General features: G+C 69.0%; 27 protein-coding genes. 8 read left to right on the forward strand and 19 right to left on the reverse strand.

Annotation, left to right across the window (positions count from 1 at the left end):
• From GKO32_RS24575 to GKO32_RS24650, 16 genes are all read right to left on the reverse strand, one after another.
• On the reverse strand, positions 1 to 955 hold a 955-nt coding region (locus GKO32_RS24575; protein WP_154759273.1), incomplete at its 3' end, for a LysM peptidoglycan-binding domain-containing protein.
• The gene (locus tag GKO32_RS24580) at positions 952 to 1,365 is read right to left on the reverse strand and encodes a hypothetical protein (protein ID WP_154759274.1); all 414 of its coding nucleotides are present in this window, start codon (positions 1,363 to 1,365) and stop codon (positions 952 to 954) included. The genes GKO32_RS24580 and GKO32_RS24575, both read right to left, overlap by 4 nt.
• Entirely contained in the window at positions 1,362 to 1,805 is a 444-nt protein-coding gene (locus GKO32_RS24585; protein WP_312868495.1) for a TadE/TadG family type IV pilus assembly protein, read from the reverse strand. The genes GKO32_RS24580 and GKO32_RS24585 overlap by 4 nt, the downstream gene beginning before the upstream one ends.
• Positions 1,802 to 2,218 (reverse strand): TadE/TadG family type IV pilus assembly protein, encoded by a 417-nt coding sequence (locus GKO32_RS24590; RefSeq protein WP_154759275.1) that lies wholly within the window; start codon positions 2,216 to 2,218, stop codon positions 1,802 to 1,804. The genes GKO32_RS24585 and GKO32_RS24590 overlap by 4 nt, the downstream gene beginning before the upstream one ends.
• On the reverse strand, positions 2,218 to 2,658 hold the full coding sequence (locus GKO32_RS24595; protein ID WP_154759276.1) for a hypothetical protein: 441 nt from the start codon (positions 2,656 to 2,658) through the stop codon (positions 2,218 to 2,220). Before GKO32_RS24595 ends, GKO32_RS24590 begins: the two co-directional genes overlap by 1 nt.
• A gap of 49 nt (positions 2,659 to 2,707) precedes the next feature.
• Positions 2,708 to 2,977, reverse strand: coding sequence for a hypothetical protein (locus GKO32_RS24600; protein ID WP_154759277.1), 270 nt, complete (start codon positions 2,975 to 2,977; stop codon positions 2,708 to 2,710).
• Positions 2,978 to 3,024: 47 nt separating this feature from the next.
• A complete protein-coding gene (locus GKO32_RS24605; RefSeq protein ID WP_154759278.1) occupies positions 3,025 to 3,930 on the reverse strand; it encodes a pilus assembly protein TadB in 906 nt (301 codons plus the stop codon).
• Complete coding sequence (locus GKO32_RS24610) at positions 3,927 to 4,850, reverse strand: type II secretion system F family protein (protein WP_154759279.1); 924 nt, start codon at positions 4,848 to 4,850, stop codon at positions 3,927 to 3,929. Before GKO32_RS24610 ends, GKO32_RS24605 begins: the two co-directional genes overlap by 4 nt.
• A complete protein-coding gene (locus GKO32_RS24615; RefSeq protein WP_154759280.1) occupies positions 4,847 to 6,373 on the reverse strand; it encodes a TadA family conjugal transfer-associated ATPase in 1,527 nt (508 codons plus the stop codon). Before GKO32_RS24615 ends, GKO32_RS24610 begins: the two co-directional genes overlap by 4 nt.
• Positions 6,370 to 7,197 carry a hypothetical protein gene (locus GKO32_RS24620; protein ID WP_154759281.1) on the reverse strand — a complete coding sequence of 276 codons (828 nt, stop codon included), beginning with the start codon at positions 7,195 to 7,197 and terminating at the stop codon, positions 6,370 to 6,372. The genes GKO32_RS24615 and GKO32_RS24620 overlap by 4 nt, the downstream gene beginning before the upstream one ends.
• Positions 7,198 to 7,238: 41 nt before the next feature.
• Complete coding sequence (locus tag GKO32_RS24625) at positions 7,239 to 7,937, reverse strand: SAF domain-containing protein (protein ID WP_312868496.1); 699 nt, start codon at positions 7,935 to 7,937, stop codon at positions 7,239 to 7,241.
• 101 nt (positions 7,938 to 8,038) lie between these two features.
• Complete coding sequence (locus GKO32_RS24630; RefSeq protein ID WP_246244598.1) at positions 8,039 to 8,896, reverse strand: hypothetical protein; 858 nt, start codon at positions 8,894 to 8,896, stop codon at positions 8,039 to 8,041.
• 86 nt (positions 8,897 to 8,982) lie between these two features.
• Positions 8,983 to 9,549 carry a hypothetical protein gene (locus GKO32_RS24635; protein WP_154759282.1) on the reverse strand — a complete coding sequence of 189 codons (567 nt, stop codon included), beginning with the start codon at positions 9,547 to 9,549 and terminating at the stop codon, positions 8,983 to 8,985.
• A gap of 76 nt (positions 9,550 to 9,625) precedes the next feature.
• Entirely contained in the window at positions 9,626 to 10,144 is a 519-nt protein-coding gene (locus GKO32_RS24640) for an A24 family peptidase (RefSeq protein ID WP_376765998.1), read from the reverse strand.
• Positions 10,145 to 10,652: 508 nt separating this feature from the next.
• The gene (locus GKO32_RS24645; protein WP_154759284.1) at positions 10,653 to 11,093 is read right to left on the reverse strand and encodes a winged helix-turn-helix transcriptional regulator; all 441 of its coding nucleotides are present in this window, start codon (positions 11,091 to 11,093) and stop codon (positions 10,653 to 10,655) included.
• Between the two features lie 288 nt (positions 11,094 to 11,381).
• On the reverse strand, positions 11,382 to 11,876 hold the full coding sequence (locus tag GKO32_RS24650; protein ID WP_154759285.1) for an NUDIX hydrolase: 495 nt from the start codon (positions 11,874 to 11,876) through the stop codon (positions 11,382 to 11,384).
• Between the two features lie 386 nt (positions 11,877 to 12,262).
• Between GKO32_RS24650 and GKO32_RS24655 the strand changes: the two genes are divergently transcribed.
• Positions 12,263 to 13,312 (forward strand): NAD-dependent epimerase/dehydratase family protein, encoded by a 1,050-nt coding sequence (locus GKO32_RS24655; RefSeq protein ID WP_154759286.1) that lies wholly within the window; start codon positions 12,263 to 12,265, stop codon positions 13,310 to 13,312.
• A 14-nt stretch (positions 13,313 to 13,326) separates the two neighbouring features.
• On the opposite strand, the gene GKO32_RS24660 is transcribed toward GKO32_RS24655, so the two are convergent.
• Positions 13,327 to 14,631, reverse strand: coding sequence for an NsdA family TPR-like regulatory protein (locus GKO32_RS24660; RefSeq protein ID WP_154759287.1), 1,305 nt, complete (start codon positions 14,629 to 14,631; stop codon positions 13,327 to 13,329).
• A gap of 188 nt (positions 14,632 to 14,819) precedes the next feature.
• Positions 14,820 to 15,038 (reverse strand): helix-turn-helix domain-containing protein, encoded by a 219-nt coding sequence (locus tag GKO32_RS24665; protein WP_154759288.1) that lies wholly within the window; start codon positions 15,036 to 15,038, stop codon positions 14,820 to 14,822.
• 1,185 nt (positions 15,039 to 16,223) lie between these two features.
• Here GKO32_RS24665 and GKO32_RS24670 point away from each other — a divergent pair.
• The 7 genes from GKO32_RS24670 (at position 16,224) to GKO32_RS24700 (ending at position 24,576) form a co-directional block, all read left to right on the forward strand.
• A complete protein-coding gene (locus tag GKO32_RS24670) occupies positions 16,224 to 16,745 on the forward strand; it encodes a hypothetical protein (protein WP_154759289.1) in 522 nt (173 codons plus the stop codon).
• 476 nt (positions 16,746 to 17,221) lie between these two features.
• Entirely contained in the window at positions 17,222 to 17,371 is a 150-nt protein-coding gene (locus GKO32_RS39950) for an FxLD family lanthipeptide (RefSeq protein WP_166459714.1), read from the forward strand.
• Between the two features lie 85 nt (positions 17,372 to 17,456).
• Positions 17,457 to 20,429 (forward strand): lantibiotic dehydratase, encoded by a 2,973-nt coding sequence (locus GKO32_RS24680; protein WP_154759291.1) that lies wholly within the window; start codon positions 17,457 to 17,459, stop codon positions 20,427 to 20,429.
• The gene (locus GKO32_RS24685; protein WP_312868497.1) at positions 20,426 to 21,532 is read left to right on the forward strand and encodes a lanthionine synthetase C family protein; all 1,107 of its coding nucleotides are present in this window, start codon (positions 20,426 to 20,428) and stop codon (positions 21,530 to 21,532) included. The genes GKO32_RS24680 and GKO32_RS24685 overlap by 4 nt, the downstream gene beginning before the upstream one ends.
• A 9-nt stretch (positions 21,533 to 21,541) precedes the next feature.
• Positions 21,542 to 22,768 carry a methyltransferase, FxLD system gene (fxlM, locus tag GKO32_RS24690; RefSeq protein ID WP_154759292.1) on the forward strand — a complete coding sequence of 409 codons (1,227 nt, stop codon included), beginning with the start codon at positions 21,542 to 21,544 and terminating at the stop codon, positions 22,766 to 22,768.
• Between the two features lie 975 nt (positions 22,769 to 23,743).
• Positions 23,744 to 23,917 carry a hypothetical protein gene (locus GKO32_RS24695; RefSeq protein WP_154759293.1) on the forward strand — a complete coding sequence of 58 codons (174 nt, stop codon included), beginning with the start codon at positions 23,744 to 23,746 and terminating at the stop codon, positions 23,915 to 23,917.
• Positions 23,918 to 24,294: 377 nt separating this feature from the next.
• Positions 24,295 to 24,576 (forward strand): hypothetical protein, encoded by a 282-nt coding sequence (locus tag GKO32_RS24700; protein ID WP_166459716.1) that lies wholly within the window; start codon positions 24,295 to 24,297, stop codon positions 24,574 to 24,576.
• 119 nt (positions 24,577 to 24,695) lie between these two features.
• Here GKO32_RS24700 and GKO32_RS24705 read toward each other — a convergent pair whose 3' ends face one another.
• A complete protein-coding gene (locus tag GKO32_RS24705; protein ID WP_154759295.1) occupies positions 24,696 to 24,980 on the reverse strand; it encodes a helix-turn-helix domain-containing protein in 285 nt (94 codons plus the stop codon).
• Between the last annotated feature and the right edge of the window lie 99 nt (positions 24,981 to 25,079).

Here is a 25,079-nt window from a genome sequence, read left to right on the forward strand (position 1 = left end):
GTGCTGCGGCGGCAGGGAGGTGGATCTGCCAGCCGGGCAGCAGCTGGTCGGGGTGGCGCAGGACGCGCCCGTCTGGTTGTAGGAGTCCGCGGTTGGCTTCGAACAGCGCGGGCCAGGCATCGGGATCTCCCAGTTCCCGACCGGCGATGGCGGAGAGCGTGTCGCCGGGCGCCACCAACACGGCCCGCGTACTCGCCCCGGCTGTCGGGGCATCCGCGGGCAAGTTCACCGCATCCGACGGCAGCAGCAGCACATCGTGGGGATACAGCTCGGGAGCGTTGGGGATGCGATCGGCGTTAAGGACAGCGATCTCGTGGTAACGGCGGCCATCGCCGAGGTGATACTCGGCCAGCCCCCACACCGTGTCTCCGTGGCGAGCAGTGATGCGAGGGCAGTCCGGCCGTACGGACGCGTCCACCCACGTCCGGCTCGGCTTCTGCTGTGCCGGCGAGTCCATCTGCACCGACAGCGCCTCGACGGTGGCGTGAGTCTGATGTGGAGGCTGCTGCGGGGCAGTGGCCACGATAGGGCTGCCGGTGGTGGGCAGGGCGGAGGCGGTGCCCGAGGAGATCAGCACCAGCGCTGCGGCGACGAGGCCGGCGATCCACCGGCTGCGCGGAATCCGGGCCAGCGCACCGCGGGCGGCCCGGACTCCCTGCCGGGTCTGGCGGATCACTTCCACGGCGACTGACAGAGCCAGCAGCGCCCAGCCCAACCACGCCACGACGACTACCAGGGTGACGACGAGGTCGCCAGTGATCCACGCCCACCGCACGGTGTTCCAGATCCGCTCGGGCCACTGGCTCATCGGCGCCAGATCTGGCCAATGGTCGGGAATCAGCCGGGAGGAATCGGCGCCGAGCGCAAGGAGCCCGCACGGTATCCCGACGACGAAGGCGAGCAGGGCCAGCGCGGCGAGCAGGCCGCGCAGCCGCTGCGCCGCGCGCGTGGTCATGGCAGGTTGCCGTCTCGGGTGCCGACACCGAGCTGGGCCAGCGCGGTGCCAGTAGCCTGCGCGCTGCCGCCGAGCAAGCCGATGGTGGTGGGCTCGGTGACGGTGACCGTCACCCGCACCGCGCGGGGGCCGGTGATGGTGACCTGGCCGGGGTGTCCGGCGCGGGCGAGATAGTCGGCCGCGGTTCGGGCGGCGCTGGCGGTGTCGACCCCGACGCTCGGGCTGCGGGTGTCCACGGCCGTGTTCGCCGCGCGAGCCGCTTCGGCCGACAGGGCGTCGGCGCGGGCAATGGCCCGCAGCCGCGCGGAACCGTCCACCACCAACGCGAACACCAGCAGCAGCGCGGGCACCAAGACCGCGACCATCACGCTGACCGACCCGGCATCCCTCGGCCTTGCTCGGACGATCATGGGATGCCCCGGTACGGGTCGACTGGGCTGGTGAAGGCCCCAGTGACTCGGGTGTCACCGGCGACCGGGAACGCAAGATCGCTCAGCGGCACGCGGCAGGTCACGCTGACCCGGACCTGACCGGCACGGCCGACAGCGATCTGGCTGGCATCGACGGACACGCTGGAGTCGCGGCAAGTGATGCCCTCGCGCCCCAACCGCTCTCGGGCCACCGCCGCTCCGGCTTGCTGCGCCGCGGCGGGGCCTCGGGCGATCGAGGCGGCTCGCGCCGCGGCGGTGGCGGCGTTGTCGACCGCCTGCTGGGCCGACGAGGTCCGGGCGCCCGCGACGATCAGCAGCCCGACGAAGACCACGGCGGGCACGAGCACGGCGGCCTCGACGCTGACCGAGCCCACATCACTCCACCAGCCCCACCGGACATCGCGTCGGCGGGACTTCACAAGCCACCACCTTCGGCGGCCAGCGGCACGGTGAACCGCTCCTTACTCGCCTGCGCGCTGACTTCGACGCGAACATCCAAGCCCGGAATCGGGAGCACGCGAGGCGCGGTGCCCGAGACCGTGACCCGGACAGTTTCCACGGTGACCGCCGCCTGCACCTCCGGCGCGCTCAGGACGCCGCGTCCGGCGCGGTTGGTGAACGAGCGCGCGGCCTCAGTCGCAGTGGTGGTCGCGGCACCGACCGGACGCCCGGCGTCGACTCCGGCCTGCGCTGCCTGGGCGGCGACGGCGTGCGCGTACCACCACAACCCGCCCTGCACAGCCGAGAAGATCAGCAGTGCGACGATCGGGAACAGCACGGCCAAGCCCACCGATTCCGACCCGGTGTCCTCGCCCAGACCGCGCAGCCGCATCACCCCACCTCCGCGGTGACCGGCTCGCGCGTGTTTACCGTGCCGTCCTGGAGCGCGCGAGGTCCAGCGAGGGCGGATGAATGGGCCACTTGGGCTTCTCTTGTGGACGGTTTCCGCCTCGTGGCGTTCTTCGCGCCCGACACGCCACCTGTGGGCTTCGGCTTCTTTCGCGTGGGGCGGCTGGATTTCCGGCTGCCCAGCCATTGCGTGAGATCCGCGGCCGGGACGTCAGTGAACCGTGCCAGCTCGTCGATGCCGATGACGTCGCTTGCCTCGGCGAGCGCCTCGCCGAGTTCCCGCTCGATGTCACGGAGTTGCTCCGCGACCGCGGCCCGGCGCTGGGCGAGTTCGCCGATCCGTTGGGCCGCAGCGGATCGCTGCGCGCTGCGGGCGGCATCAGCCTCGGCGATACGACGTTCGATCTCCCGGGTCGTAGCCATCCTGGTTCCTCCGATGTGTTGACTCCGTTACGAGGCCGGGCGCGGGTGATCACGGCTGTGTGGGGGCTTTGAGCTGGCCTTGTAGCGAGGTGACCAGGGCACGGATGGCGTACCCCAGCCCGACCGCCACAGCCAGGCCGATGGCCACCAGCACGGCCTTCTCCACCGATTCGGATCCCCGGTCCCCACAGGCGCGGGTCCGCGCCCACCGGTTGTCGAGGGCGCTTGCGCAGGCGAGCACCAGCCCCGTCAGTACGAGTCCCAGGCGCAGGTAGTGGTGGCGCGCGCGGGCGACGGCGTGGTGGATGGTGTTGGACATCCGAGGTCAACTCCTTCGCAAAATGGCTTTTCTGGCGGTGGCTCCGGCTAGGTGGCCCCGATCACCAGGTGGATGAGCGCGGGGAATATGGCCAGCAGCAGGAACGCGACCAGCAGTAGCGCCACCGGCAGGGCGAGGCGTTGGGAGCGGGCGTTGGCGTCGGCCTTGTCAGCGGCCAGAGCGGCGGAGCGCAGCGCACTGGCTTTGGCGATCAGGGTGGTGTAGATGGCGGCGCCGTCGGCGGCGGTGGCGAGAATGTCGGCCAGGTCCGCGAGTTCGACCACGCCCATCCGCTGTCCCAAGCGGGATAAGGTTTCCCACGGAGTGTGCCCGGCGCGCATGGCCCGGCCGAGCGTGCGGCTGATCCGCGCGAACACCCAGGAATCGCCGACGGCGGCGGCTTCGGCGAGGGCTTGGCTCGGGGCGCGTCCGGTGGCGCGTTCCTGGGCGACCAGATCGAGGTAGGCGGCGGTGGCCCGCCGGAACTCCTCCCGCGCCTTTCCGGCGTCCTCCCGTACGGCGAGCACCGGCACTACCGACCCGGCCACCGCGGCGAGCACGGCCGCCAGCACGACCACAGTGGCGGGAAGGCCGAGGCCGCCGAGCCAGCTCAACCCCGCCATAACGAGGACACCCGCAGCCGCACCCGCAGCCCAGGTCAGGCGGCGAGCGACATAGCGTTCCCGGGAGTGGTCGAGGACGTCGAGGTCGGCGGTGGGGATGCCCCACCAGCGGCTCGATGACCGAGCCGAGTAGCCGGCGAGTCGCTCTAGTCTGGTCGACCACCGGCTTCTCGGTGGAGCGCCTTCGGCGTGGCGGGCGGTGCGGTCGTCCAGCTCGGCGATCGCAGCGGCCAGGTTGACCGGGGCCGGACGAACCAGCGCCAGGATCACACACGCCATCGCGATCCCGGCGAGTGCGCCCAACGCGGCGGCGGTGAGACCGGGACTCATCGCGACACCACCTCCCCGGCTGGGGAGACCGCGGCCAGCCGCCGCGTCGGTTTCGGCGCGCCGACGGGGGTGCGGGAGGCCGTGCCGAGCAGCCGAGCCGGACGGCGAGTACGAGTCAGGATGTGCATCCACCACCCGGCCGCACCGAGCAGACCGCCGACCCCAGCCATCACCACTTGACCCAGCAAGCCATCAAATGGAGTGAGGAACTCGCGCGCGAACAACACCAGCCCGCACAACAAGACCGCGGTGATACCGAGGATCGCGCGCACATCAGTACGGGGTTTCGCACGGTCGGCCTCGATGTCCCGGCGCGCCACCACCTCGGCCTCCAGCGCGCGGGCCTTGGCGTCGAGGACGTCGACCAGGCCCCGTCCGCCCGCACGGGCGCGCAAGATCAGCGCAAGGACCACCTCGTCGGCGGCCTCATCACCGATGTCCTCGGCGAACGCCCGCAGCGCTGGTTCCAGGCCGCGAGTGCGCAGCCGCACGGCGAGGGTCTCCACCTCGGTAGCCAGCGCCTCGGGGGCGGTACGGGCCGAGCTGGCGATCGCCTGCTCCAAGCCACCAGCACCGGAGGCCAGCACGTCGGCCAGGCGCCGCACCCAACTCCCCAACGCATCCAGCCGCGCAATGAGCCGCTGCGCATCGTGTCCGCGCACCAGGATCGGCACCGTAATCACCCCGGCTGCGGCCAGGATCGCTGCGACCGGCCAGTTCGTGGCCCACCACACCCCCACGCCCGCCGCCACAGCGACCAGAACCCGCCGCAGCGGCAGCCCAGCAGCGACCATCCGCCAGTTCAGCGCCCGGTGCGTGGATCCTCGAGCGGATTTCCCGGGCGGGAGAAACGCGGCGACCGCGCAGGCGAGTGCCCCCACGGCAAGAATGCCGAGCAGCCCCGGCCACAGCGCCGTCATCGCAGACTCCCTCGGTCCGGGACACCCGCGGCCTGCCAGGTACCGGTGGTGTCGAGCCCGGTGCGGTCGAAACCGTGGCGCTCCAACCGCTCCACCAGGTCCCGGCTGGGCGCGTAGGCGGGCACGGCGCGCCCGTCCTCGGCGCGTGGGCCGAAGATGCGGGTGGTGTCGGGTCGGCCGGAATCACCGACCGGGCCGACCTCGATCACCTCGGAGACAAACCGCTCTCGGCGGTGCCCGCCCGGGTGACCATGGTCGGTGCGGGCGACGTGTACGACGAGGTCGATCGCCGAGGCGGTCCACTGGTGCGCGGCCTCGATCGACAGCGGTGGATCGGCAAGCTGCCCAAGGGCGGCGATCCGGTCGAACACCGCCGACGCGGAAATGGCGTGCAGGGTGCACATGCCACCGGTAGCCCCGTTCCCGAGCGCGCGGAGCATGGCGGTGACTTCTCCGGCGCGAACTTCGCCGACGATCACGCGGCTCGGCGAGTGCCGCAACGTCTGCTTGAGCAGATCGTCCAACGTGATCTCGCCGATACCCTCCGAGTTGGCCGGCCGCGCCTCCAGCGGGGTCACCAACGGACGGAGGCCGAGGTGCAGGCCGAGTTCGTACTCCTCCTCGACCGTGACCACATGCTCGGCAGCGGGAATCTCGCTGCACAACGCACGCAACAAGGTCGTCTTCCCGGCGGCCGGGCCACCAGAGATGACCGTGTTGCAGCCCGCGCGCACCGCGGCCCGCAGGAACGACGCGAGCAACGGATCGAGGCTGCCGCCCACGACCAAGTCGTCCAGGCCGACCTCGACCAGGCGGTGGCGGCGAATCGCCACCCGCGGCCGGTCACTGACCTCCATCACCGCCGCCACCCGCGCCCCGAGCGGGCCACCAGCACGAATCCGCAAGTTCCCCAGGGGACGACCGGCGTTGAATTCCCGACTGGTTTGGCCCTGGCGGGCGAACATCGCCGCGAGCATCTCGATCAGCTCGGCGTCGGTGTCGGCGACCGGATGCGGCCACCGTTCGATCGTGCCGTCGGCCAGCTCGAGCATGACGTGATCGCAGCCGTGCACGTGGATGTTCTCCACGTCCTCGCGTTCCAGCAGCTCCTCCAGCGCGCCGAGCCCGGACAGCGCGGCCACCACCGCGCGCACCAACCGCCGTTCGTCGTCGACCGGTAGCGGTGCCTGGCCCGCGGTGGCGCGGCGTTGCACCCAGGCTGTGACTTCCTCGGCCACGTAGGCGCGCATCCGGGCCTGCTGCTCCTCGACCGACAGCGGCGAGTCCAGATGCGTTTCCCCGGCGGCGACACGTTCCAGCCGGGCCGCGACCGACTCCCGGATCTCCCGCACGGTGTGCGGGTCCAGGTACCCGCCCGCGGCACCGTCCTGCGGTGCTGCGGGCGCTGGCGACGCTGCTGGCCCGCTCCCTGGGGGATGGACGAACGGCGGTACCGGGTTGGCCGGGCGGGGAAGAGCCGTGGGACCGGTGGCGGGGCGGTAACCGTTGTGCGGCAACGTCATCGAGCACCTCCCGTGAGCACGCTCGGCGAAACCGGCGCGGCCGGTGCCCGCAGTTCCGCCGGGGTGTACTGGTGGTAGGTGCCATGCAAACGGCGGGCCGCGCGGCGCGCGCTGCGCAGCAACGGCGACCGGCGCGGAAGCGCGCCCCCGTCGGCGCCGTCGGAGAACACCGCCGCTGCCCGCGCATCCGCAGCAACGTGCACGCCCGCCTCCCGGCCCAGCGCCGCACGGACCTCCCGGCTGCCCGCTGGAGTCGAGGCGCACACCGCCAACCCGAGCCGCTGCGGACCGATCCGCTCGGCGAGTTCAGCCAGCAGTGGGCGCGCGGCCAGGATGTGCCGCTGAGTCGGGCGTACCGCCACCAGCACCAGGTCCGCTGCCAGCAGCAGCGGCCACGGGGTCAGCGCACTGTAGCGGCCGACGTCGACCAGCGCATCGGCCGGGTGCCCGGACTTGGTCTTGAACGCGGCCAGCGCCGCGGTCAAGCGCGTCCACCCCGGGGTGCCGACCGCGGCGTGCTGGCTCGGCGCGTTCAACCCGGCCAGCAGGCCAACATGCCGGGCCGGAGGAACCTGCTGCACATGGTCGAGCAGGGTGGCCGGGTCGCCCGCCGTCGCGTGACGGGTCACCGTGGCATGCGACAGCACACCGAGATCGGTGCGGATCGTGCCGTCCACGACCCACTGGCCCAACCAGCCCGCGGCCAGGTCGCCCCCGGCCGGGTCGCAGTCGGCCAGCAGCACCGGCGCGGGCCAAGAGGCCGCTAGCGCGGCCAGGGTCGTGGTCGCGCCGGGTGCTCCCTTGCCGGAGACGATCGTGATCATTGCCAACACCCTCACCGCCCTTCCAGACAGCAGTCGCTCTTCTAGGCACCAGGTCCGAGCTGGACCAGGACTACCTGGCCCGCGGCGGCGCTGCTTGCGGCCTGCGCGGTGTCCGCGCCGACCAGGACATCGACCGTGACCGCGCCGGTGGAGTCCGGCGGGCCGACATCGAGCACCCGCGCTCGGAACGGTCCGGCCGTGCTCGCAGTGGCTTGGCTCGTGCCGGTGCCGGTGCCGCCCGCAACTGGGGTCACCTGGACCAGGTCGCCGGGCGCCAACCCGCGGGCGGGCAGGTGTCCCGGCTTGACTGGCAACCCGACGAGGCGTTCGCCCGGCCCGGGAACCGGTTGGGCGGACAGCTGGCCGGAGGCGAGCATCGTGCCCGCGGGAAGTGTCGAGCGCGTGACCTGGCCGACCACCCCGGCTCGGTCACTGGCGGGGATGGAAGCCAGCGCCTGATCCGGGACCGCCTTGGCGATCCCGAGATCGCCCTCGCCGATTCGCTGGCCCCAGCCCACGTCCCGGGTCAGCACCAACACGTCGACCCGCTCCTCCTGGCCCGCGATCAGCGTGTAGTTGCCGTACGCGACCACGGCAGCCAGCACCACCGCGACACCCAGCAACCACCAGCGGCGCCGCCGGGGCACCCGCGGGCCATCGCCGCCTTCGGCCTGCTCGGCGGCCACCGAGTCGCCGCTGCGCGGTTGCGGCGGCCGGGAAAAAGACACAGCAGTACCCACTGGGGTAACTCCCTCCCCATTCCAGAAATGTTGTTGCCTTTATTTCCGCAGAATGCGAGAAACCGATACTTCGCCGAATGCGGTTGTCAAAGTCCTGCTCGTTAGTTCGCGCGCAGTGCCTGCACCTCGGCGACCGCGAACGTGGCCGTGGCCCGCGAACTCATCTGCGGAAAGTCCCCACCGACTTCGGCGGTGCCGTCCGAGCCGACCCAACTCACCGACCACTGGATCGCCCACTCCGCCGTGGCCTGGTCATTCGGCCGCCCGACCGACGAGCGGGTGTAGACGAACCCACAATCGGGGCTGGCGGCATGCAATCCGTAGGAGCGGTCGTACGGCGTGCCCGGACCTGAACACGACATCGAGCCGCCGGTGCCGGAGTTGAAGGTCATGCCCACCGGGGCGGCGGTCACCTCGGCCCAGACCGGACCGACCTGCACCCGCTGCACGGCCGGTTTCCACACCCCGCGGTCGGACCACACCCAGGTGTTCTCCCCGACGATCGTGGCGTCCCCCCCATCCGGCAATCGCACGTCCGGCGAATGCCGCGGTACCGGCAGAGGAAGGCGAAGCTGCTCGAACGCTTGCGCCGCCAACTCTGCCGGAGTCGGCAGTGGCGGAGGGGCCGGCGCCGCTGGCGCTGGCCCGGCGGGGAGAGGTGGCAGGCAGCGCATCCCGAACGCGCTCCCGCCGGGGCGGCCACCACCCGGTGGACCGCCAACGCCGAACCCACCGAGGAAACATCCGGGTGGGATGCCGCTCGGGGGCTCCGCGGTCCCGCCGACGCCGATCTGGGCGTCCTGACCGGACTTCGGCCGCGAGCCGCCGGGCCGGACCGGAGCCTGCCCCCGCTTCTCCAGGGCCTGCATGTCGATTTGGGGCGGCGCGTAGCGGCCCGACGTGTCGCCCGGTACCACGATGACCTGGCCGTCGTCATCGTTCGGCGCATCGTCTGCCATCGCTGATGAATGCGACATCGTCATCGACCCAGCAACTACTGACGCGGCTACCAACAAGGTGATCAGCTCGCTTCTATGTCCCATCGTCAGCATGTCCCGCCGGGGAACGAGACCTCGGCGACCTTCCATTGGCCGTCGCTACTGTCGCGCTTCAACGATGCGTTGACCGGATTCCTAGGAACACCAACGGTTTTGCGGTCACCGGTCTTGGCGTCTGCCTGACCGGTGTGGGAAGCATCCTGGCAGTCGACCACCTTCGCCGTGTCGCCGCTGACTTCGACTGACACGATTCGAGCGGTCACATCGCCGTAGATCTTGATGCCAGCTTGTTTCTGATAGCGCATCGCATTGAGCGTCGTCGTGAACTGGGGATCAGTCGCAACCGCGGCCAGCGCGTCATGCCAGGTGTCTTCCGGCTTGTCGTCGGCATGCATAGTCCGAGGCCAAAACTGGGTGTAGGCGGCCTCGACCGCCTGACGCTGATCCTGCCCGGATGCGCTCGGTGCCGAGGGGGCCTGCGATGGAGCCGACAGGTTCGGCGACGACGTCGGTGCCGGAGCATCCGCACCGCTACAGCCCGCCACCAGCATCGGCGCCAGAACCATGCCCGCCAGCGCGATGGGCTTCGGCCAACGACGGATGCTCACGATCATCACAAGTACCTCCCCAGCGGATCCGATATTGATGTCCAAGCCGACCTTCCCACCTCGGCCGCACGCGGTTGGCCAGCTACGAAAACAGCATGGCCACCAAGGCTCCGGCCAGCAGGGACGGCCCGGCGGGAAACTGCGAATTCATGCGCCTGGAGCACACCGCGACCACGAGCGCGACCACCGCAGTGAGCCCGCTGGCCATCAGGAGCCCCCGCAGCAGCCCGTCCAAGCCGAACCAGCCCAGGTACAACGCGAGCGCGCCGTATAGGGCCGTATCCCCGCCCCCCGTGTGGTTAGGTGCCCATGCCTGCACCAGCGCGGCCAGCGCGAACACCGCCACCGCCGCGCCGCAGGCGAAGCCGAGCTGCGACCAACGCTCCTCGATCACCGCGGCGCCGAGCAAGGCCACCATCCCTCCGCCCGCGAAGGCCGCCACGAGCGGAAACGGCAGTCGCCGACAACGCAAGTCGGTGAGCGCGAGCCCGCCTCCCAGCGCGCAGGCCCAACACCACGCGAGCAAGACCGGAGCGGTCCCGAACCGGAACCACCCTGCCAAACACAGCGTCGCGGTCGCCGTCGACACCACGGCGAACATCACGGTGCGGACGAAGCCGGGGCCGTCAGCGGCGAGCCAACCGTTAGCGGCGCGGGCCTCAGCAACACTGGCCCGGCCATCAGCTGTGCCATTTCGACCGCCCACGGCGACATCGAGACCACGAGCACCTCCGGGATGAGCGCAAGCGGGCCAGCGATCGCCAAGAAGAAGATCGGTGGCACCGACCCCCGACAGACCGGTGCCGCCAGATTCGCCGTGCCGGGCCGGAGCGCGCTGGGCCGAATCGGGTAGCGGGTTCTGAATCGGAGCCGTGCGTCCGCCTAGTTCCGCCGCCGATCTTGGAAACCTCAACATGACCCACCTCCCGACGCCCTGACCTGCGGTTGCAACCGATTACCCCACATGTACGCGGCCTCGTGATTAACTTCCAGCCCCGCCTCGTTCACCGACGCGCCGGTCAACGGGAAATTCCATCCGTTCGGAGTAATGTCGGTCACAGGGCGCAGTCAATTTTCCGGCAAGCGGACTAAGCCCTGCGAGCGTTCCGTTACGCCGAGGCTCGGCGCCGTCCCTTGGAAGGAGTCTTCCCTGCGCGGCGGTGTCGCGGGGACCCGTCGGCGTTCTCGAACAGCGCGGCGTGGCGGCGCAGCCACGCCTGCATGCTCTCCAGCACGGGCAGCAACTCGGCGCCAGCGTCGGTCAGCCCGTATTCGACCGAGCGATCCCAGCCCTCGGAGAGGGTGGTCTTGTCGACCAAGCCCTCCTCGGTAAGGACGCGCAGCGCCTCGGTGATCCGGCTTGGGTTGAGGGTGGCCTTCGTGCCGTTCCAACGATCACGGAAGGGCCATTCGGCTGCCATGCGCGCGAGGTCGCGTGGGCGGCACGGGCCGTCTCGTAGCAGTGCGAGCACCGCCAGATCCCAGTTGCTGTGGAACAGCTTACCTATGTTGTATGTGTCGACCGCCAGCGTCCAGTCGTTAGCGCGCATCAGCCCTCCCCTGCTTGCCCGCCAACGCCGGATTTCAAGCCGCCAACGGGACCGCGGTGACCGCGTCGAACACCAAGGTCATTGGTGCCTGGCAACTCTCCCGCCTGGTCGCATTGCACGTTCCCCTTAACGTGCTGCAAAGACAGGTGAGCCATCCACGCAACCTGCGTCGGTCACAAACCCACATCATCATCTTGTGTGTTCAAATCTTACAGACGAAGCCAACAAATGATGTCCCGTTAACGCTAAGTAGTTGATCTCGGCGCGAGTGCGCTAGCAGCGTGGATGTCAGCCTTCGCCATCCTCGGACGCCGACCTGAGCTCGGTCGCCCACCACGCTTCATCACGGAGCGTGCCCACCGGAAGCCGTCGCCGCACGAGTGGCGGGTAGAGGTCGGTGGCCCGGATATCATCCCACCGGATCCACACGGCTTCCCATTGATCGTTGCGGCTGACGACCTCGACGTCGTCGGCACCGACCAGCGAGGTGTCGAACACCAGGTTGACGTGGTTCCCCTCGGGCCGCGGTTCGTCCTCGATCGCTGTGTGGAAGGCGAGGTCACCTACCTCGGCACCCAGCAGTTCACGGAGGCGTGCGCGCAGGCCACCGCAGACGGTCTCCCCGGAATGGATCGCACCGCCAGGCAGCATGTGCCACCGCTGCTCGCGATGCCGCAACGTCAGCAGGAACTCTTCGCCGAGCAGACGAGCGATCACTGCATGCGCACAGACCGCCGTCGTCAACTCCGCGGTCGGCAAGGCAGAGCGTCGACCGTCACTCATCTCGCGTACCTCGCTCGTCGTTGCCTTCGGGAGTCAACCGGCCCCACCGAAATCGCACGTCGCTCCACGTCACACGGACCCTGACTTCGATGTCGTGCTCCGCACGATGACACCCCCTTGACACGAACACGAAGCGTCCCCAATCGGATGACCGCGGCTCGCGCCGTCACCCGTCTGGGGCACGTCCTACCAGCTCTGCACGCTTGTGTCGAACCGGCCTCACCCACCGTGAAGCGGCGAGCAGTGAAGTCATACCCTGCTCCGCTTGCCGTCCAGGACGGATACTGCGGGTCATCTCCGATCAGCAACTCGTCGCAAGGAGGTGGTGAGGTGGGAGTCGCCGGGGCGCATGGCGCACCGGACGAGGCATTCGCCAGGATGGCGGTATGGCTCGATTGCTGGTGCTCGGCGGCTCGTGGTTCCTCGGCCGCGCCGTAGTGGAAGAAGCCCTCGCCCGCGGCTGGGAGGTCACCACCTTCCGGCGCGGCCAGACCGGTCACGACGTTCCCGGCGTTACCACGATTCGGGGCGACCGCACGAATCCCGACGATCTCGCCCGGCTTGTCGCTGGCGGTCCGTGGGACGCCGTGGTGGACACCAGCAGCTTCGTCCCGCGCGAGACGCTCGCGGTGGCGAAAGCTCTCGAACCGGTCGTCGGCCGGTACGTGCTGGTCTCCACCGTGTCGGTGTACGAGGAGTGGCCGGTCGAACCGCTCACCGAAGAGTCGAGCGTGCTCGACTGCCCAAGCGACGCCGGCCCCGACTTCGGCTTCGAAGGCAACCCCGGCCCATCGATCTACGGCTTCACCAAGGCTGGGTGCGAACGCGCCATCACCGAGGTGTTCGGCCACGACCGCGCCGTATTGCTGCGACCTGGCGTCATCCTCGGCCGTTACGAGTACGTCGGCCGTCTGCCCTGGTGGCTTCACCGCGTCGCACGCGGAGGCCGGGTTCTCGCGCCCGGCCAGCCGCACAGGCGCATCCAGCCCGTCGATGTCCGCGACGTGTCCACGTTCGCGCTGCACACCGCCACCAGCGACGGGCCGGTCGGCAGGTTCAATGTGACGGCTAGCGGACGCGAGACGATGAGCGACTTCCTCAAGGCATGCCAGCAGGTGACCGGTTCGGACGCGACCTTCACCTGGATCACCGATGAGGAATGGCTCGTCGCCCAGGGGGTCGCGCAGTGGACCGAACTGCCGTTGTGGCGGACCTATCGTGGCGCCTGGGCCGTCGACTCCGCCAAGGCGCGTGACGCTGGCCTGATCACCAGGCCGCTCGTCGACACTGCGATCGACACCTGGGCGTGGCTGCATGGCGGCGAAGACGCCGTCGCGCACGAACGCGCCAGCGAGCAAGGGATCGCGCCGGACAAGGAACGCGCGATCCTGGGCACCTGGGACGCGCGGGAACTCGATCATTGCGGCGGCGTATAAGCCTGCTGGCCCGGCTAGTTTCCGGACGACAGGGCTGGGCGGGCCGCTACCCGGGCAAGGCTGGCGGCTGTGAAGTCCTCGATCGCCTCACCGATGGGCCCTGCCTCGACCGCACCCCGGTAGCGGGTGGTCCCGAGCAGGCGGCCCAGACCATGCAGCCGCTGCGCGATCGCCTCGGTCCGGCGAGCAGGGTCGAGTTCGAACACCGGCCCCAGCGCTTCTTGTGCACCCGCCAGGTCGCCGTGCAATGTCCTGGCCGTAGCCAGGTCAACACGAGCGCCCAGCGCACCCGCACCCCACCGCTGCGCCTCCGGCATCTGATCGAACAGCGCGAGTGCGCGGCTGGCTTCGGACTCGGCACGCTGGCCATCGCCGAGCGCGACGAAGACCGCGCCACCGCACAACGCCGCACGCGAGCGGTCGAAGGCCAGCTCGCCGCCGATCTCATCCAGGAAGCTGTCCTCGCCTGCCCGGTCAAGTTCGGTCGCCGCGGAGTCGAGTTCGGCCTGGGCCTCGTCGCGAGCACCGATCAGGGCGAGCGCGCGGGCATGCACGCTGTGTAGGCGAACGCTGGCCGTCCCGGCCGGTGCGGTGTCCAACGCGCTCGCGGCGATGGACACCGCACGGCGCGGGCGGCGCCACAACGCGACAGTGACCTGCAACGCGCGTGCCCATGCCTGCAGTGAGGGGTGATCGATGACGTTGCCATAGGTATGGGCAGCACGCGCCTGTTCCTCAGCTACGTCGGCATTCCCGAGATCCCAGGAGACCGACGAGAGCAGCCCGCACACCTGGCCTGCGAGCAAGTACAGCTCGGCCTGCTGGCGCGGCTTATGGGTCCGGTCGAGCTGGTCGTAGACGGTGTCGCGCAGTTGCACCAGCTCGGTCAGCATCTCCAGGGGCGGGGTGACGTAGTACGCGCGGGCGGCACGCCCGGCCGCCGCGTGCAGGTGCTCCAGCGCGGTTGGGTCGATGGCGGAGGACGACTCGATGGCGTGCTCGGCGGACTGGCGAGCGGCGTTCACGATCAGTTCCTGTTCACTCCGGGGGGACTTGCGGCGCGAAGCGACCTCGGCCTTCGGCAGACCTAGCAGCTCCTCCACGGGTTCGCCGAACCAGCTCTCCAGCACACGGCAGGATTCCGCCCGCGGGACACTCGGATCGCCCCGAAGCCATCGCTTCGCCGTTCGCTCCGACGTATGCGCATGGATCCCAGCGCCCTTGGCACGCTCGGGAAACTCACGCACGAAGTCACCCAGCGAAAGATGACGCGCGAACAGCAGTTGCTCCAGCCGCGTGCGTGGTGCTCTGTCGACCATTCCCGTGCCTCCTGCCAGTCACCGTAGCCAGCAACCATCGCTCACGTGCGCAACAAGCGCCAGTGGCCTCGATCTGGCCCCAAGTGGCCCTTGTTTGGCCCGAGGCAGCTCCAAGGACACGGGATAACGGGCGAACGTACTGGTCGCCTGAACATGGTGCTGACGACGAGTTGCGTATGTGAACGGTTCTACTCGCGTGGCAGCTCCATCAACGGATTCAGCAGCTCACCTGGCTCGACGTCCAGACCATGCGCCAGGTCAACCACCGTCAACATCAGCGGTTCGCGCAATCCTCCTTCGAGGTAGCTGATGGCCCGTATGGACAAACCGGAGCGTTCGGACAGTTGATGCAGGCCAAGGCCGCGTTGGCGGCGTAGCTCGGTAAGGAGCTTGCCAAACGCGATCAGGCGCGGGTTGGTGTCCCCGAACTGGCCGGTACTGGCCCCGGTTTGGCCTACGAATGCGCCCCTCCTTCACCCGATGGTCATCAACGGCACGAACACGAACGAACACGGACGGGAGGGCACCATGCGGGGAAGCGACCGGAGAGACGAAGGCCCGGCCGGCGACCTTCGTCCGGGTCCGCTCGGACAGCACGCCATCTGGGTGACCTGCCAGGACGACGGGCTGGATCACCTTGTTTACGACGATGACATGGGGCGGGCACTCTCTTCGGCCGATGCCGAGGGCTTCCGCGCCCTGTGCGACCGGTTGATCTTCCCAGCGCCGATGGTGTGCCCCCCGCTGCCCATGTGTCCCGGGTGCGTGGCACAGCGAGATCGCGCCTGCCGCGAGCAGTGGCCGGGGCGCGGGCCGCGCGGTTCTCGCACAGCACGGCACCGTTCGCCTGGCTTCGTGCGGAGGCTCCTGAATGGCGTTCATGGCTCCCTGGCGAGCTCTTCGTCCGCGGGGCGGCACGCCTCGTCCGGTGGGCGGAACCCCGAGCGGGCTGGACAGGTTGTGCCCGCGGCGGGGCCGGTGCGCGTGTGCCTCCGGCCTCGCCGCGTACCAGCCGCTGATCCGGGCGCGGTACTCCCGGCGACTCCGCCCCGGACCGACTCGGTGAGCAGCCTCGTCATGGCTGACCGGTTCGGCCACGAACGGCAGCGGCCACGCTACGACAACCCTGACCACCGCTGGTGGCGCACAACGACGTGTGCAGGCGTGGCACCAGCAGCGCACGGCGCGAGCAGGATTGATCACCTGCCTGGCGGGAGCGCTCCTCGCCGCCGTGCGTCTTCGCAGGCGTGGGCGAGCGCGCGGCAGGCATACCCCCAGACTGCCGTCGGCCCACGCCCGGGGGCCGCGCGGTCTACCCCGCCCGCCGCGTGGCCCCTCGGTGTCACGGACCCGGGGCGCTGAGGAATGCAGGTTCTCATCCAACCAACAACGTGGGCGCCCGACGGCCACTACGACCACCTCGCACATCCGCGCGAGACATGCGACGGCCAGCCGCGGCCGATCACCTCCTTCGACGGCTCGGTTCTGATGGCCGTCTGCGACGCGTGGATCGCAGACGGCGAAGCGTCGTCCGGTACTGCCCGCCGGTGTCCGCAATGCACGGAGACTTGCCGAGCGATCGGAGGACTAGCGTGATGCCGCTTCGCGGTTCGTTGCCTGCGCAGAACCCGGGCGGCCAGCATGCCGGACTCCTGCGTGATCTTGCCGAGTCCGACATCGCCCGCTGGCAGGTTCTCTGCCGCGCGGATCGTGGCGGCCTGTCGCTGCACGGCGATCTCGTGGTGGACGAGGGCCGTGCGTTGCCGTCCTACCTCAACCCGACCTCGCATGGCCTCATCAACAACGGCTTGCTGTCGGTGGCGCCGCGGCACGTCCCGAATGGCCGCACCAGCGTTCGTGTCGAGCTGACCGACGCAGGCCGCGCGGAACTGGCGCGCCTGACTTCTGAACGGCAGCACAGCATTCAGAGAAATGTGCGATCGAGTTCCGTCTCGACGGACCTCTGCCATCGACTGAAGGAGTCCACCATGTGGGAGTGGATATTGGTCATTCTGTGCGCGCTGGTGTTCGTGATCCGGATTGGGTATCTCCTTTTCGACCGTCCCAGTCCGTTCGGCACCGATGCGCAGCAACGTGAACGGGCTCGGAAATGACTGCGCCGGTACTCGCGCCCGAGAAAGGGGGCGGCCCCCGCCCGGATCCCGGCCAGTTTCGTCCGGTCGACATCGAAACCCTGGAGCGTGTGCTGGCGAGGCTGCAAGCATGGGAGCCGCCACCGCGCTCACCCCGGAATGGCGACAGCGGACAGGACGAGCCAGGTGGCACGATCCATTGGTATCCCGGGTATTTCACTGCTTCGCTTCACGCGGTCGAGTCTTCTTATGCTCCGCCGTTGTTGTTTCGCGGCTTGCGGATCCGGTGGGCGGTGTGCGGTGCGCCTGCGACCGTGATCGAGGTCCCGGAGGGCAAGGAACGCTGCGAAGCGTGCCAGGCGATTCTTCGCAAACATGGACTTTTCCTCGACGACAGCGTCGCTCCGAGGAAACCTGCCGACTAACGCAGTCTTCGCGTTCCACGGAATGCGAATTGAGAATCATTCATGACAGGAAAGGGAAGGGGGGTGATTTCGGTGACCGCGGCTCTGATCGAAGTACCGGCGGTGTTCGAGTTGGACGTGCAGGTGGAAACCGACCGGGTCCGGCCGGAGGCGATGGCCTGCCAGACCGACGACGGGTGCGGCTCGACCTGCGAGATCTCGGCTTGTCACTCGCAGAAATGATTCCAGCGGGCGGGCCGGAGTTCCCGATACCTGGCCCGCCCGCTGCCACTGATGGATTTCGTGATTGATACTGGAGGTGCGGGCGATGCCCACGGTGGACTACCGCTATTGCGGTACCGGGTTGCTGCGCGCGTCGTCGCAGCGCCTCGCTCCGTCGCGGTGGCCGGTGCTGTCTCACGAACTCGATTGCCGGGCGTGGCTCGATGAGGTCTGGCCGAGGGTTGCGGCGGCTGTGACCCATGCGAGCCCGGTGCTCGCTTCTGGTGTCCTGGAGATTCTGCGGGGACGTCGGCGCTCGGCGCGGGAGGTACGGCGTACGACGGAGGCGCTGCTGCGGTATGTCCTGCGGTTCGGCCGCTCGACCCCGTTCGGTCTGTTTGCCGGAGTCGCTCCGGTCACGATCGGCGACGACACGGAGGTGCGTGTCGGCGACCGGCATCGCGCAGTGGCCCGCCCTGACAGCCGCTGGCTGCGGCAAGTGATCCAGCGGCTGGAGGCGTGCCCGCAACTCCTGGCACGGCTGAAGGTGGTGTTCCACGACGCCGTCGAAGAGTGCGGCGACCGACTCGCGCTCGCCGAAGCGGAAGTGGTGAGCATCCGAAACACCCCTGCAGTCGCCTCCGTGCGCCGCCTCGCGGCCACCCCGGTCCACTTCCAGGTGTTGGTTGAGGCGCTGGTGGCCGAGTACCCGGGGGCCGGTGACCCTACCGCGATGCTGTTGTCCTTGGTGGAGCGCCGTTTTCTGGTGACCAGCCTGCGAGCGCCGGGCGCGGTCAGCGACCCGCTGGGGTACCTTGCCGATTCCTTGCAAGCACTCGACTTTGACGAGGTGCCGGTCGCGGCGTTCGCGGCGGAGGTAATAGAGATCCGCCGCACGCTCGACATACTCAACCAGGAACCTCACGAGCAGGCACGAGCGCAGCTGGCCGAGCGGATGCACGCGCTCGTTCCCGCGCCCCGCGGGCCGTTGTCGCTCGATCTTCGGCTCGATGCCGACGTCCGCCTGCCGCACCGCGTGGTGCGGGAGATCGAACACACCGCGGGGGTGCTGGCGCGTCTGGTGCGGGAGCACACCGGAAGCCGGGCTTTTCGGGACTACTTCACCGCGTTCTGCGACCGGTACGGCACCGGAACCCTCGTCCCCGTCCGCGCAGTCGTGGATTCGGCGGCGGGACTGGGGTGGCCGCGCGACTACCCGAGTAGTCCGGCGGCGAGCGGGCGGCACGTCTTCTCCGAGCGCGATCGCCTGCTGTTGTCCTGGATCACGGAGGCAATCGCCCAGGGCGAGCGCGAGATCGAACTCGACGAAGCCGCGGTGGACGCCCTCGCCGCCGCCGGAGGTGATCCGGACGCGGTACCACCACACATCGACCTGGGAGCGCGGATCCACGCTGTCAGCGTGGCCGACCTGGAACGCGGCGAGTACCGGTTCACCGTGGCGCCGGGCCGGGCCGCAGGCACGCTGTCGGCGCGGTTGAGCATCCTGGTGCCCGAGGCCGGGCTGGCGGCGGTGTTCTCCTCCCTGCCGTCCACCACGGAGGGCGCAATCGTCACGCAGATGTCGTTCACGCCGCCGTATCCGAGCGCGGAGAACGTCGCCCGCCTGCCGCGGTACACGCCGGACGTCGTCTCGGTCGGCGAGTACCGCCCGGACCACGAGGGCGTGATCGGGGTAGACGACCTCGCCGTCACCGCAAGTCGGCGACGCCTGCACCTGGTCAGTCTGTCCCGTCGCCGGGTGATCGAGCCGATGGTGCTGCATGCGCTCGCGGTGAAGCAGCAGCCGCCGCTGGCGCGGCTGCTCGGGGAACTGTCCCGGGCGCTGGACACCGGCTGGATTGGCTTCGACTGGGGACCGACCGCCGCGGAGTTGCCGTTTCGGCCGCGGCTGCGCTACCGGCGCGCCATCCTGTCTCCGGCCCGCTGGAGGCTCGCCCGGGAAGCCCTGCCCGGCGACCCGGCTGGCTGGGATGACGCGCTGGCACGGTGGCGCGCGACGTGGCGTTGCCCCCACCGGGTTGAGCTGCGCGACTTCGATCAGCAGTTGCCGCTGGATCTGACGGTGCCCGCGCACAGGGAGGTGGTCTACCACCACCTGCACCAGCACGACGAGGCGGTTCTGGTCGAGGCGCCCCAGCCGGATGCCGACGGCTGGCTTGACGGCCGTTCCCATCTCGTCGTGCTGCCGTTGGTCTCCCGACGGGCACCCGAGCCTTCTCCGCCAGTGGAGTTCCTTCCCGTTCTGGGTAGCGCACACGGTCATCCGCCCGCCTCGCCCCGGTCGGCCTGGCTCTACGCGAAGCTGTACCTGGCCGAGTACCGGATGGATCCTCTGCTGGTGCACCACCTGCCGGACCTGCTAGCCGACCTGGGCGAGCGAGACTGGTGGTTCGTGCGCTACCCGCAAGCCCGCGAGGGCGACGAGCCCGACCACCTGCGGCTGCGCGTGCGCACCACCGGCGACGCCGACAAGATCCTGACCGCGGTGACCGCATGGGCTGACCGGTTGCGCACCGACGGTCTGCTCAGCAGATGGGCCTTCGACACCTACTACCCGGAGATCGGACGCTACCGCGCCATCGCCGAGGCCGAGGCCGTGTTCGCCACCGACTCCCGCTACGTCCTCGCCCGCCTGACCGGGCCGGCCGCCGACAGGCCGTCCCCGGTCGCGGCCACAGGTCTGTCGCTGTTCGATCTCGCCACCGCCTTCCTTGGCGGCCAGCAGCGCGCCGCCGACTGGCTGGCTCGGCAGGCGCCCCCGGCGGTGCCCGATCGCGCTGACGTCGCCCACGTGACCCACCTGGTCCGTACCCGGGCATGGCCGGACGTCGTGGAACCAGCCGAGGTCGGCGCGGCCCTGCACGCCCGCGCCGAGGCTGTGCACCGATACCGGCATGCGTTACCCGCCGACGCCGACCTCGATGGCTGCCTCCACGCGCTGTTACACATGCACCACAACCGCGCCCTCGGCGTCAACCGGGACCGCGAAGCCGTCTGCCTGCGGCTGGCACGCCAAGCCGCCGCCACCTGGCGCACCACCTTCGGGGGTCAGTCGTGACCACACGCTCCCTGGTCGCGCAGTCATTGGCCAATGGCCCGGCCGGGCAAGCGCTGCTGGCCCTGGAACGGGGCCAGGATGCCCGCCACTGGCTGGCCAACCTGGTAGCCGAACCGGTACTGGCCCACCCCGAGGAGGCGAGCCTGTTCGACGGCGCGCCTGCGGTCGCATTCACCCTTGCCGCCACCGACCAGCACCGAGCACTGGCTGCGCTCGATGAACATGTCGAGAAGATCACCCGGTGCCGGTTGGAGACCGCCTACCAGCGCATGGCCCGCGGCGAGTTGGCGGACAAGCGCGAGTTCGACCTCATCGGCGGCCTGACCGGGCTCGGCGCCTACCTTCTGCGCCGCGGAGCCAACGACGAGCTGCTGCGTGAGGTACTGCGCTACCTGGTGTGCCTGACCCAGCCCCACCAGGACGGACACCCCGGCTGGTGGGCGACCGACGGCCCCACCGGCGCTGGCCCCGCCTGGCAGAACGGCCACGGCAACCTCGGCATGGCCCACGGCATCTGCGGACCGCTGGCGCTGCTATCGCTGGCGTTGCGCCGCGGCATCGTCGTATCCGGGCAGACCGCAGCCATCAACCGGATCTGCCAGTGGCTGGACCGCTGGCGCTGCGGCACGCCCCCGCGGGCCTGGTGGCCCGAGGCCATCACCCACGCCGACCACGCACGCGGCATCGTCGAACGGCCTGGCCCGTCGCGCCCGAGCTGGTGCTACGGCACCCCCGGCATCGCTCGCGCGCAACAAGTCGCCGGCCTCGCACTCCGCGACCGCACTCGGTGGCGACTTGCCGAGGACATCCTGTCTTGGTGCCTGACCGACGAGCAGCAGCTCGCCCAGCTCGGTGACGTGTCGCTGTGCCATGGCTGGGCCGGGGTTGTGCACACTGCCTGGCGCGCCAGCCGCCACAACGACCAGCTCGCCGCCACGCTCCCACGCCTGCTCAACGGCCTGACCGCCCACCTGGCACGCCAGCCTCCGAGCAGCCGCGGGCTGTTGACCGGCGCCACGGGGGCCATCCTGGCTCAGCGCGCCACCCGTACGAACACACCGCCGGTTACGCAGTGGGACACCTGCCTACTGCTCAGCGAATGAAAGGGAGCGATGAACAACACCACGGACACCGCCGCGAGCTCACCTGAGGCCCGGCGCGAGATCATGCTTGCCAAGGTCCAGGAGAAGGGCTACGCGAAGCGCCCCGAGGTGGCGCGGGTGCTGCGTGAGGTACCGCGGCACGAGTTCGTGCCCGAAGCCAACCTGGACGCCGCACACAACCCCTGGCAGGCGGTGATCACCCACCGCTTCGCCGACGGCACCTCGCTCTCCTGCGCCTCCGCGCCGTTCGTCGTCGCGATGATGCTCGACCAGCTCGCCGTCGAACCCGGCGACAAGATCCTCGAGATCGGCGCCGGGACCGGGTACAACGCCAGCCTGCTCGCCGAGCTGACCGGCGAGGACAGCAACGTGGTCACCATCGACATCGACGCCGACGTCACCGCCCAAGCCACCCACAACCTGGCCGCCGCAGGCTACCCAGGCGTACATGTGGTCACCGGCGACGGCGCGCTCGGCGTTCCCGAGCACGGCCCGTACGACCGGCTGATCGCCACCGTCTCTCCGTGGGACATTCCCTGGGCGTGGTGGCGCCAGCTCGCCCCCGGCGCCCGCGTGGTGCTGCCGCTTCGGTGGCGCGGCCAGGCCCGCTCGGTCGCGTTCACCTACCGCGATGGGCGGCTGATCGCCGACTCGATCGAACTGTGTGGCTTCGTCTACCTCGTCGGCGACGACGAAGGCGAACAGTCCGCGCCGATCACCGACGACGAGACCATCCGGCTGCACTGGGACCAAGACCAGCCCTTCGACCTCGAAGCCCTGCACGGGGTGCTCGATCGGCCCCGCAGCACCGAATGGTCCGGCGTCACCATCGCGGGCGACGAGCCCCACGACGGGGTGTGGCTGCGGCTGACCGTCACCGACCCACGCGTGTGCCGCCTCAACGTCCCCGCCGACACCAAGCCCACGGTCTGCGACCCGATCTCACCCGGTCGCGCACCCGCGCTCGTGGAGGGCAGCTCGCTGGCCTACCTCACCTCCCGCCGCCACGAGGACGGCGACACCACCCGATGGGAGCTAGGCGCCACCGGGCACGGCCCCGCCGCGACCGAACTCGCCCGCCACCTCTGCGACGAAATCCGGGCCTGGTCCATGCACCGCGACAAACGCAAACCCACCCTCGTCGCCTACCCCGCCGACACCCCTGACAGCGAATTGCCCGGACCAGTGATCGACAAAACCCATAGCAGGCTCGTGCTCACCTACGAAACCGACTGATTCGCCCGACTAGCGAGCTGAGGATGGCCAGGAAGCCCGAACCCGCTAACCGATCAAGCAGTCGATGCCTTCGAGACCGAGTTGATCCAAGCGTTTCGCCGTGCTGCCCGCACGTGCGACCTGGGACCGGTCGTAGAACTGGCCGACTTCCTGATCGCCAGTGGGGTCACGGTACGGAGCCGCGGTGGCTTGCTCGGGCTTTTCTGGTTTCACCACGATGCTCTACAAATTCCGGGAGGACCCGGACTCGGCGAAACGGCTTCGGGCTCATCGGTCTCCAGCTCGTGAACGAAGGCTGGTGCACCGACACGGATATGGAAAATGGCATGTCGGAGTTCAACACCTGATTCCGCTGCTGTGGTGCATCGACTGCATGGCCTGCGCGGACAACGAGGAATTCCCGGCGGTGGTGGTTCCCCGCAGTCGTCACACGTGAGCTGATGCAGCGAGTTCTGTCGGGCCTGCAACGCCTGTGACGGTCCCGCTCAGCCGCATGCCAACACGTTGGCGTGCGGCGGCTGGCTGCTGGTACTTGTGCTGGCGTTTGGGATCTTCTGCCTGAGCTGACGAACACCGAGAACAAATCAATCGATCCAACGAACAGTTGTTACAACCTCTATAAGAGAAAGGCTAATTGTGAAGTTCGTTGCGCACATCGCGCATATCGCCTGGGTTGTCCTTACGGCCTGCGCCGCGTTCGTGGCAAGCGGGCTCGTTTGGTCCGTACACGCCGGTCCGTGCCCCGCCACATGCGGCCATCCAGCGGGGCACGGCGTCCCATTCGCCGCGGTGGCCGCTCCAGCACTGCTGTTACTGCTTGCCACCTGGATCATTCGGCGGACCCATAGGCCAGACGGTTGCACCCGATGCGGAAAGTTGGCCGACCGTTCATATCGCCAGTGGTATTTAGGTCTCGCTCAAACAGGTTGGCCCGCAAACGCTCTGCCGCTCCTCGAAGCAACCCTCGGTGCCGCCATGCTCGCGACGTGGCTGCTCAACGTGCCTCGCGCGTTCCTGGTTGTCCTCCCGGCCTTCCTGACCCTTGGCGCCCTCGAAATGCGCGCGCTACTGGTGCACAACGCTGTTGAAGGCCGCAAACCCCATAACGAAACCGAGTCCGACCCAGCCGCCACGTCGGCGACGGTGTAGGGGCCAACGTGAATGCTCGTTGCGGTCTGCCGCGAATGCGGCGTGCCCTGGTGGCGGTGCACGGAACGACGCTGCTGCCCCGATTGCCGCCACCTCGCCGCCGAGGGCGCTAGCCGCAATGCGCCAGGCTTGAACCCACCGGGATCACACGAATCAGACCACAGGAACAGGAACTCAGACTTGTGCAACGTAAATCGCAACGGCGACAAGGTTTCCGACTGCGGAAGCTGCATATGTCGCAAGAGCGACAACTACGACGTGCACAACTATGTACCTACCGGCGAGACGGTCACGGTCGGCAACACCCGGTTCGCGACGCGGAAGTGCAACAGGGGCTGCGGTTGCTACGAGTATTAGCCCGTCCTCCCATGACGGCCATGATGGTCTACCTAAAGCCGCCGGCTCCGGCGGAGACGGACAACGAGATCCAGATCATCGACGATCTCGAAGCCCTGTCAGAAGAGGTCCGCTGCAAACGACTACCCGGCCTGGGTCGAAGCCGCCCGGCAGCGATCGACGTGTTCGTCGCGGCGCTCACCACAATGTGGAACGAGATTGCACGGGAACAGCTGGACGAGGACTGGAAGCAAACGCTCGCGCGGGCAGCCCGGACTTGGAAGGACCACCGATCGGCGACTTGTCCCACCGTGCTCGTGTAATTCCGTGATCGACACGCTAGCCATACAAGTCATCACCGCCGCCGACAAAGCACACCGTCTTGACCCGGCGAACCTGACGGCCCATACCTGCGGAAGCTGAACGGAGGGAACGCGACGACCTAGTTCGACTTACGTCGGCCGGGCCGGTCTTCGAGCAAGTCCGCCGGGTGCATCTTGAGCGCCTCGGCGAGGCGGCGCAGGCTGCTCAACCGGAGGTTCCGGCCGCCCTCCTCCAACTCTGCGATACCCGAACGGTCAAACCGTGCACGACGGGCAAGGTCCGCCTGCGTGAGATTCAGGGCACGCCGACGCGTGCGGATGCGCTGGCCAAGAGCTACCAGCCACACCTGCTCATCCGTCTGGCTGAGGTCGGTGTCCTCATCGCCCTCGGGCTCGCTCGTCATCAGCGGGGCAAGGTACTGGCACCCATCTACCTCATGTGTCGTACATACAAGGCGAAATGACTTGCATGTGCTACACTTCAAGCCCTGAACAGGGCTTAT

Origin of the sequence: Amycolatopsis pithecellobii (genome assembly GCF_009707865.1) — a bacterium.
Lineage (GTDB): Bacteria > Actinomycetota > Actinomycetes > Mycobacteriales > Pseudonocardiaceae > Amycolatopsis_E > Amycolatopsis_E pithecellobii.

Bases quoted from the DNA above. Each gene is read 5' to 3' on its own strand.
- GKO32_RS24580 (WP_154759274.1), bottom strand. From the start codon at position 1,365: ATGATCGTCCGAGCAAGGCCGAGGGATGCCGGGTCGGTCAGCGTGATG.
- GKO32_RS24590 (WP_154759275.1), bottom strand. From the start codon at position 2,218: ATGCGGCTGCGCGGTCTGGGCGAGGACACCGGGTCGGAATCGGTGGGC.
- GKO32_RS24595 (WP_154759276.1), bottom strand. From the start codon at position 2,658: ATGGCTACGACCCGGGAGATCGAACGTCGTATCGCCGAGGCTGATGCC.
- GKO32_RS24600 (WP_154759277.1), bottom strand. From the start codon at position 2,977: ATGTCCAACACCATCCACCACGCCGTCGCCCGCGCGCGCCACCACTAC.
- GKO32_RS24605 (WP_154759278.1), bottom strand. From the start codon at position 3,930: ATGAGTCCCGGTCTCACCGCCGCCGCGTTGGGCGCACTCGCCGGGATC.
- GKO32_RS24610 (WP_154759279.1), bottom strand. From the start codon at position 4,850: ATGACGGCGCTGTGGCCGGGGCTGCTCGGCATTCTTGCCGTGGGGGCA.
- GKO32_RS24615 (WP_154759280.1), bottom strand. From the start codon at position 6,373: ATGACGTTGCCGCACAACGGTTACCGCCCCGCCACCGGTCCCACGGCT.
- GKO32_RS24620 (WP_154759281.1), bottom strand. From the start codon at position 7,197: ATGATCACGATCGTCTCCGGCAAGGGAGCACCCGGCGCGACCACGACC.
- GKO32_RS24630 (WP_246244598.1), bottom strand. From the start codon at position 8,896: ATGGCAGACGATGCGCCGAACGATGACGACGGCCAGGTCATCGTGGTA.
- GKO32_RS24635 (WP_154759282.1), bottom strand. From the start codon at position 9,549: ATGATCGTGAGCATCCGTCGTTGGCCGAAGCCCATCGCGCTGGCGGGC.
- GKO32_RS24640 (WP_376765998.1), bottom strand. From the start codon at position 10,144: ATGTTCGCCGTGGTGTCGACGGCGACCGCGACGCTGTGTTTGGCAGGG.
- GKO32_RS24645 (WP_154759284.1), bottom strand. From the start codon at position 11,093: ATGCGCGCTAACGACTGGACGCTGGCGGTCGACACATACAACATAGGT.
- GKO32_RS24650 (WP_154759285.1), bottom strand. From the start codon at position 11,876: ATGAGTGACGGTCGACGCTCTGCCTTGCCGACCGCGGAGTTGACGACG.
- GKO32_RS24655 (WP_154759286.1), top strand. From the start codon at position 12,263: ATGGCTCGATTGCTGGTGCTCGGCGGCTCGTGGTTCCTCGGCCGCGCC.
- GKO32_RS24660 (WP_154759287.1), bottom strand. From the start codon at position 14,631: ATGGTCGACAGAGCACCACGCACGCGGCTGGAGCAACTGCTGTTCGCG.
- GKO32_RS24680 (WP_154759291.1), top strand. From the start codon at position 17,457: ATGCCCACGGTGGACTACCGCTATTGCGGTACCGGGTTGCTGCGCGCG.
- fxlM (WP_154759292.1), top strand. From the start codon at position 21,542: ATGAACAACACCACGGACACCGCCGCGAGCTCACCTGAGGCCCGGCGC.
- GKO32_RS24695 (WP_154759293.1), top strand. From the start codon at position 23,744: ATGCTCGCGACGTGGCTGCTCAACGTGCCTCGCGCGTTCCTGGTTGTC.
- GKO32_RS24700 (WP_166459716.1), top strand. From the start codon at position 24,295: ATGATGGTCTACCTAAAGCCGCCGGCTCCGGCGGAGACGGACAACGAG.
- GKO32_RS24705 (WP_154759295.1), bottom strand. From the start codon at position 24,980: ATGACGAGCGAGCCCGAGGGCGATGAGGACACCGACCTCAGCCAGACG.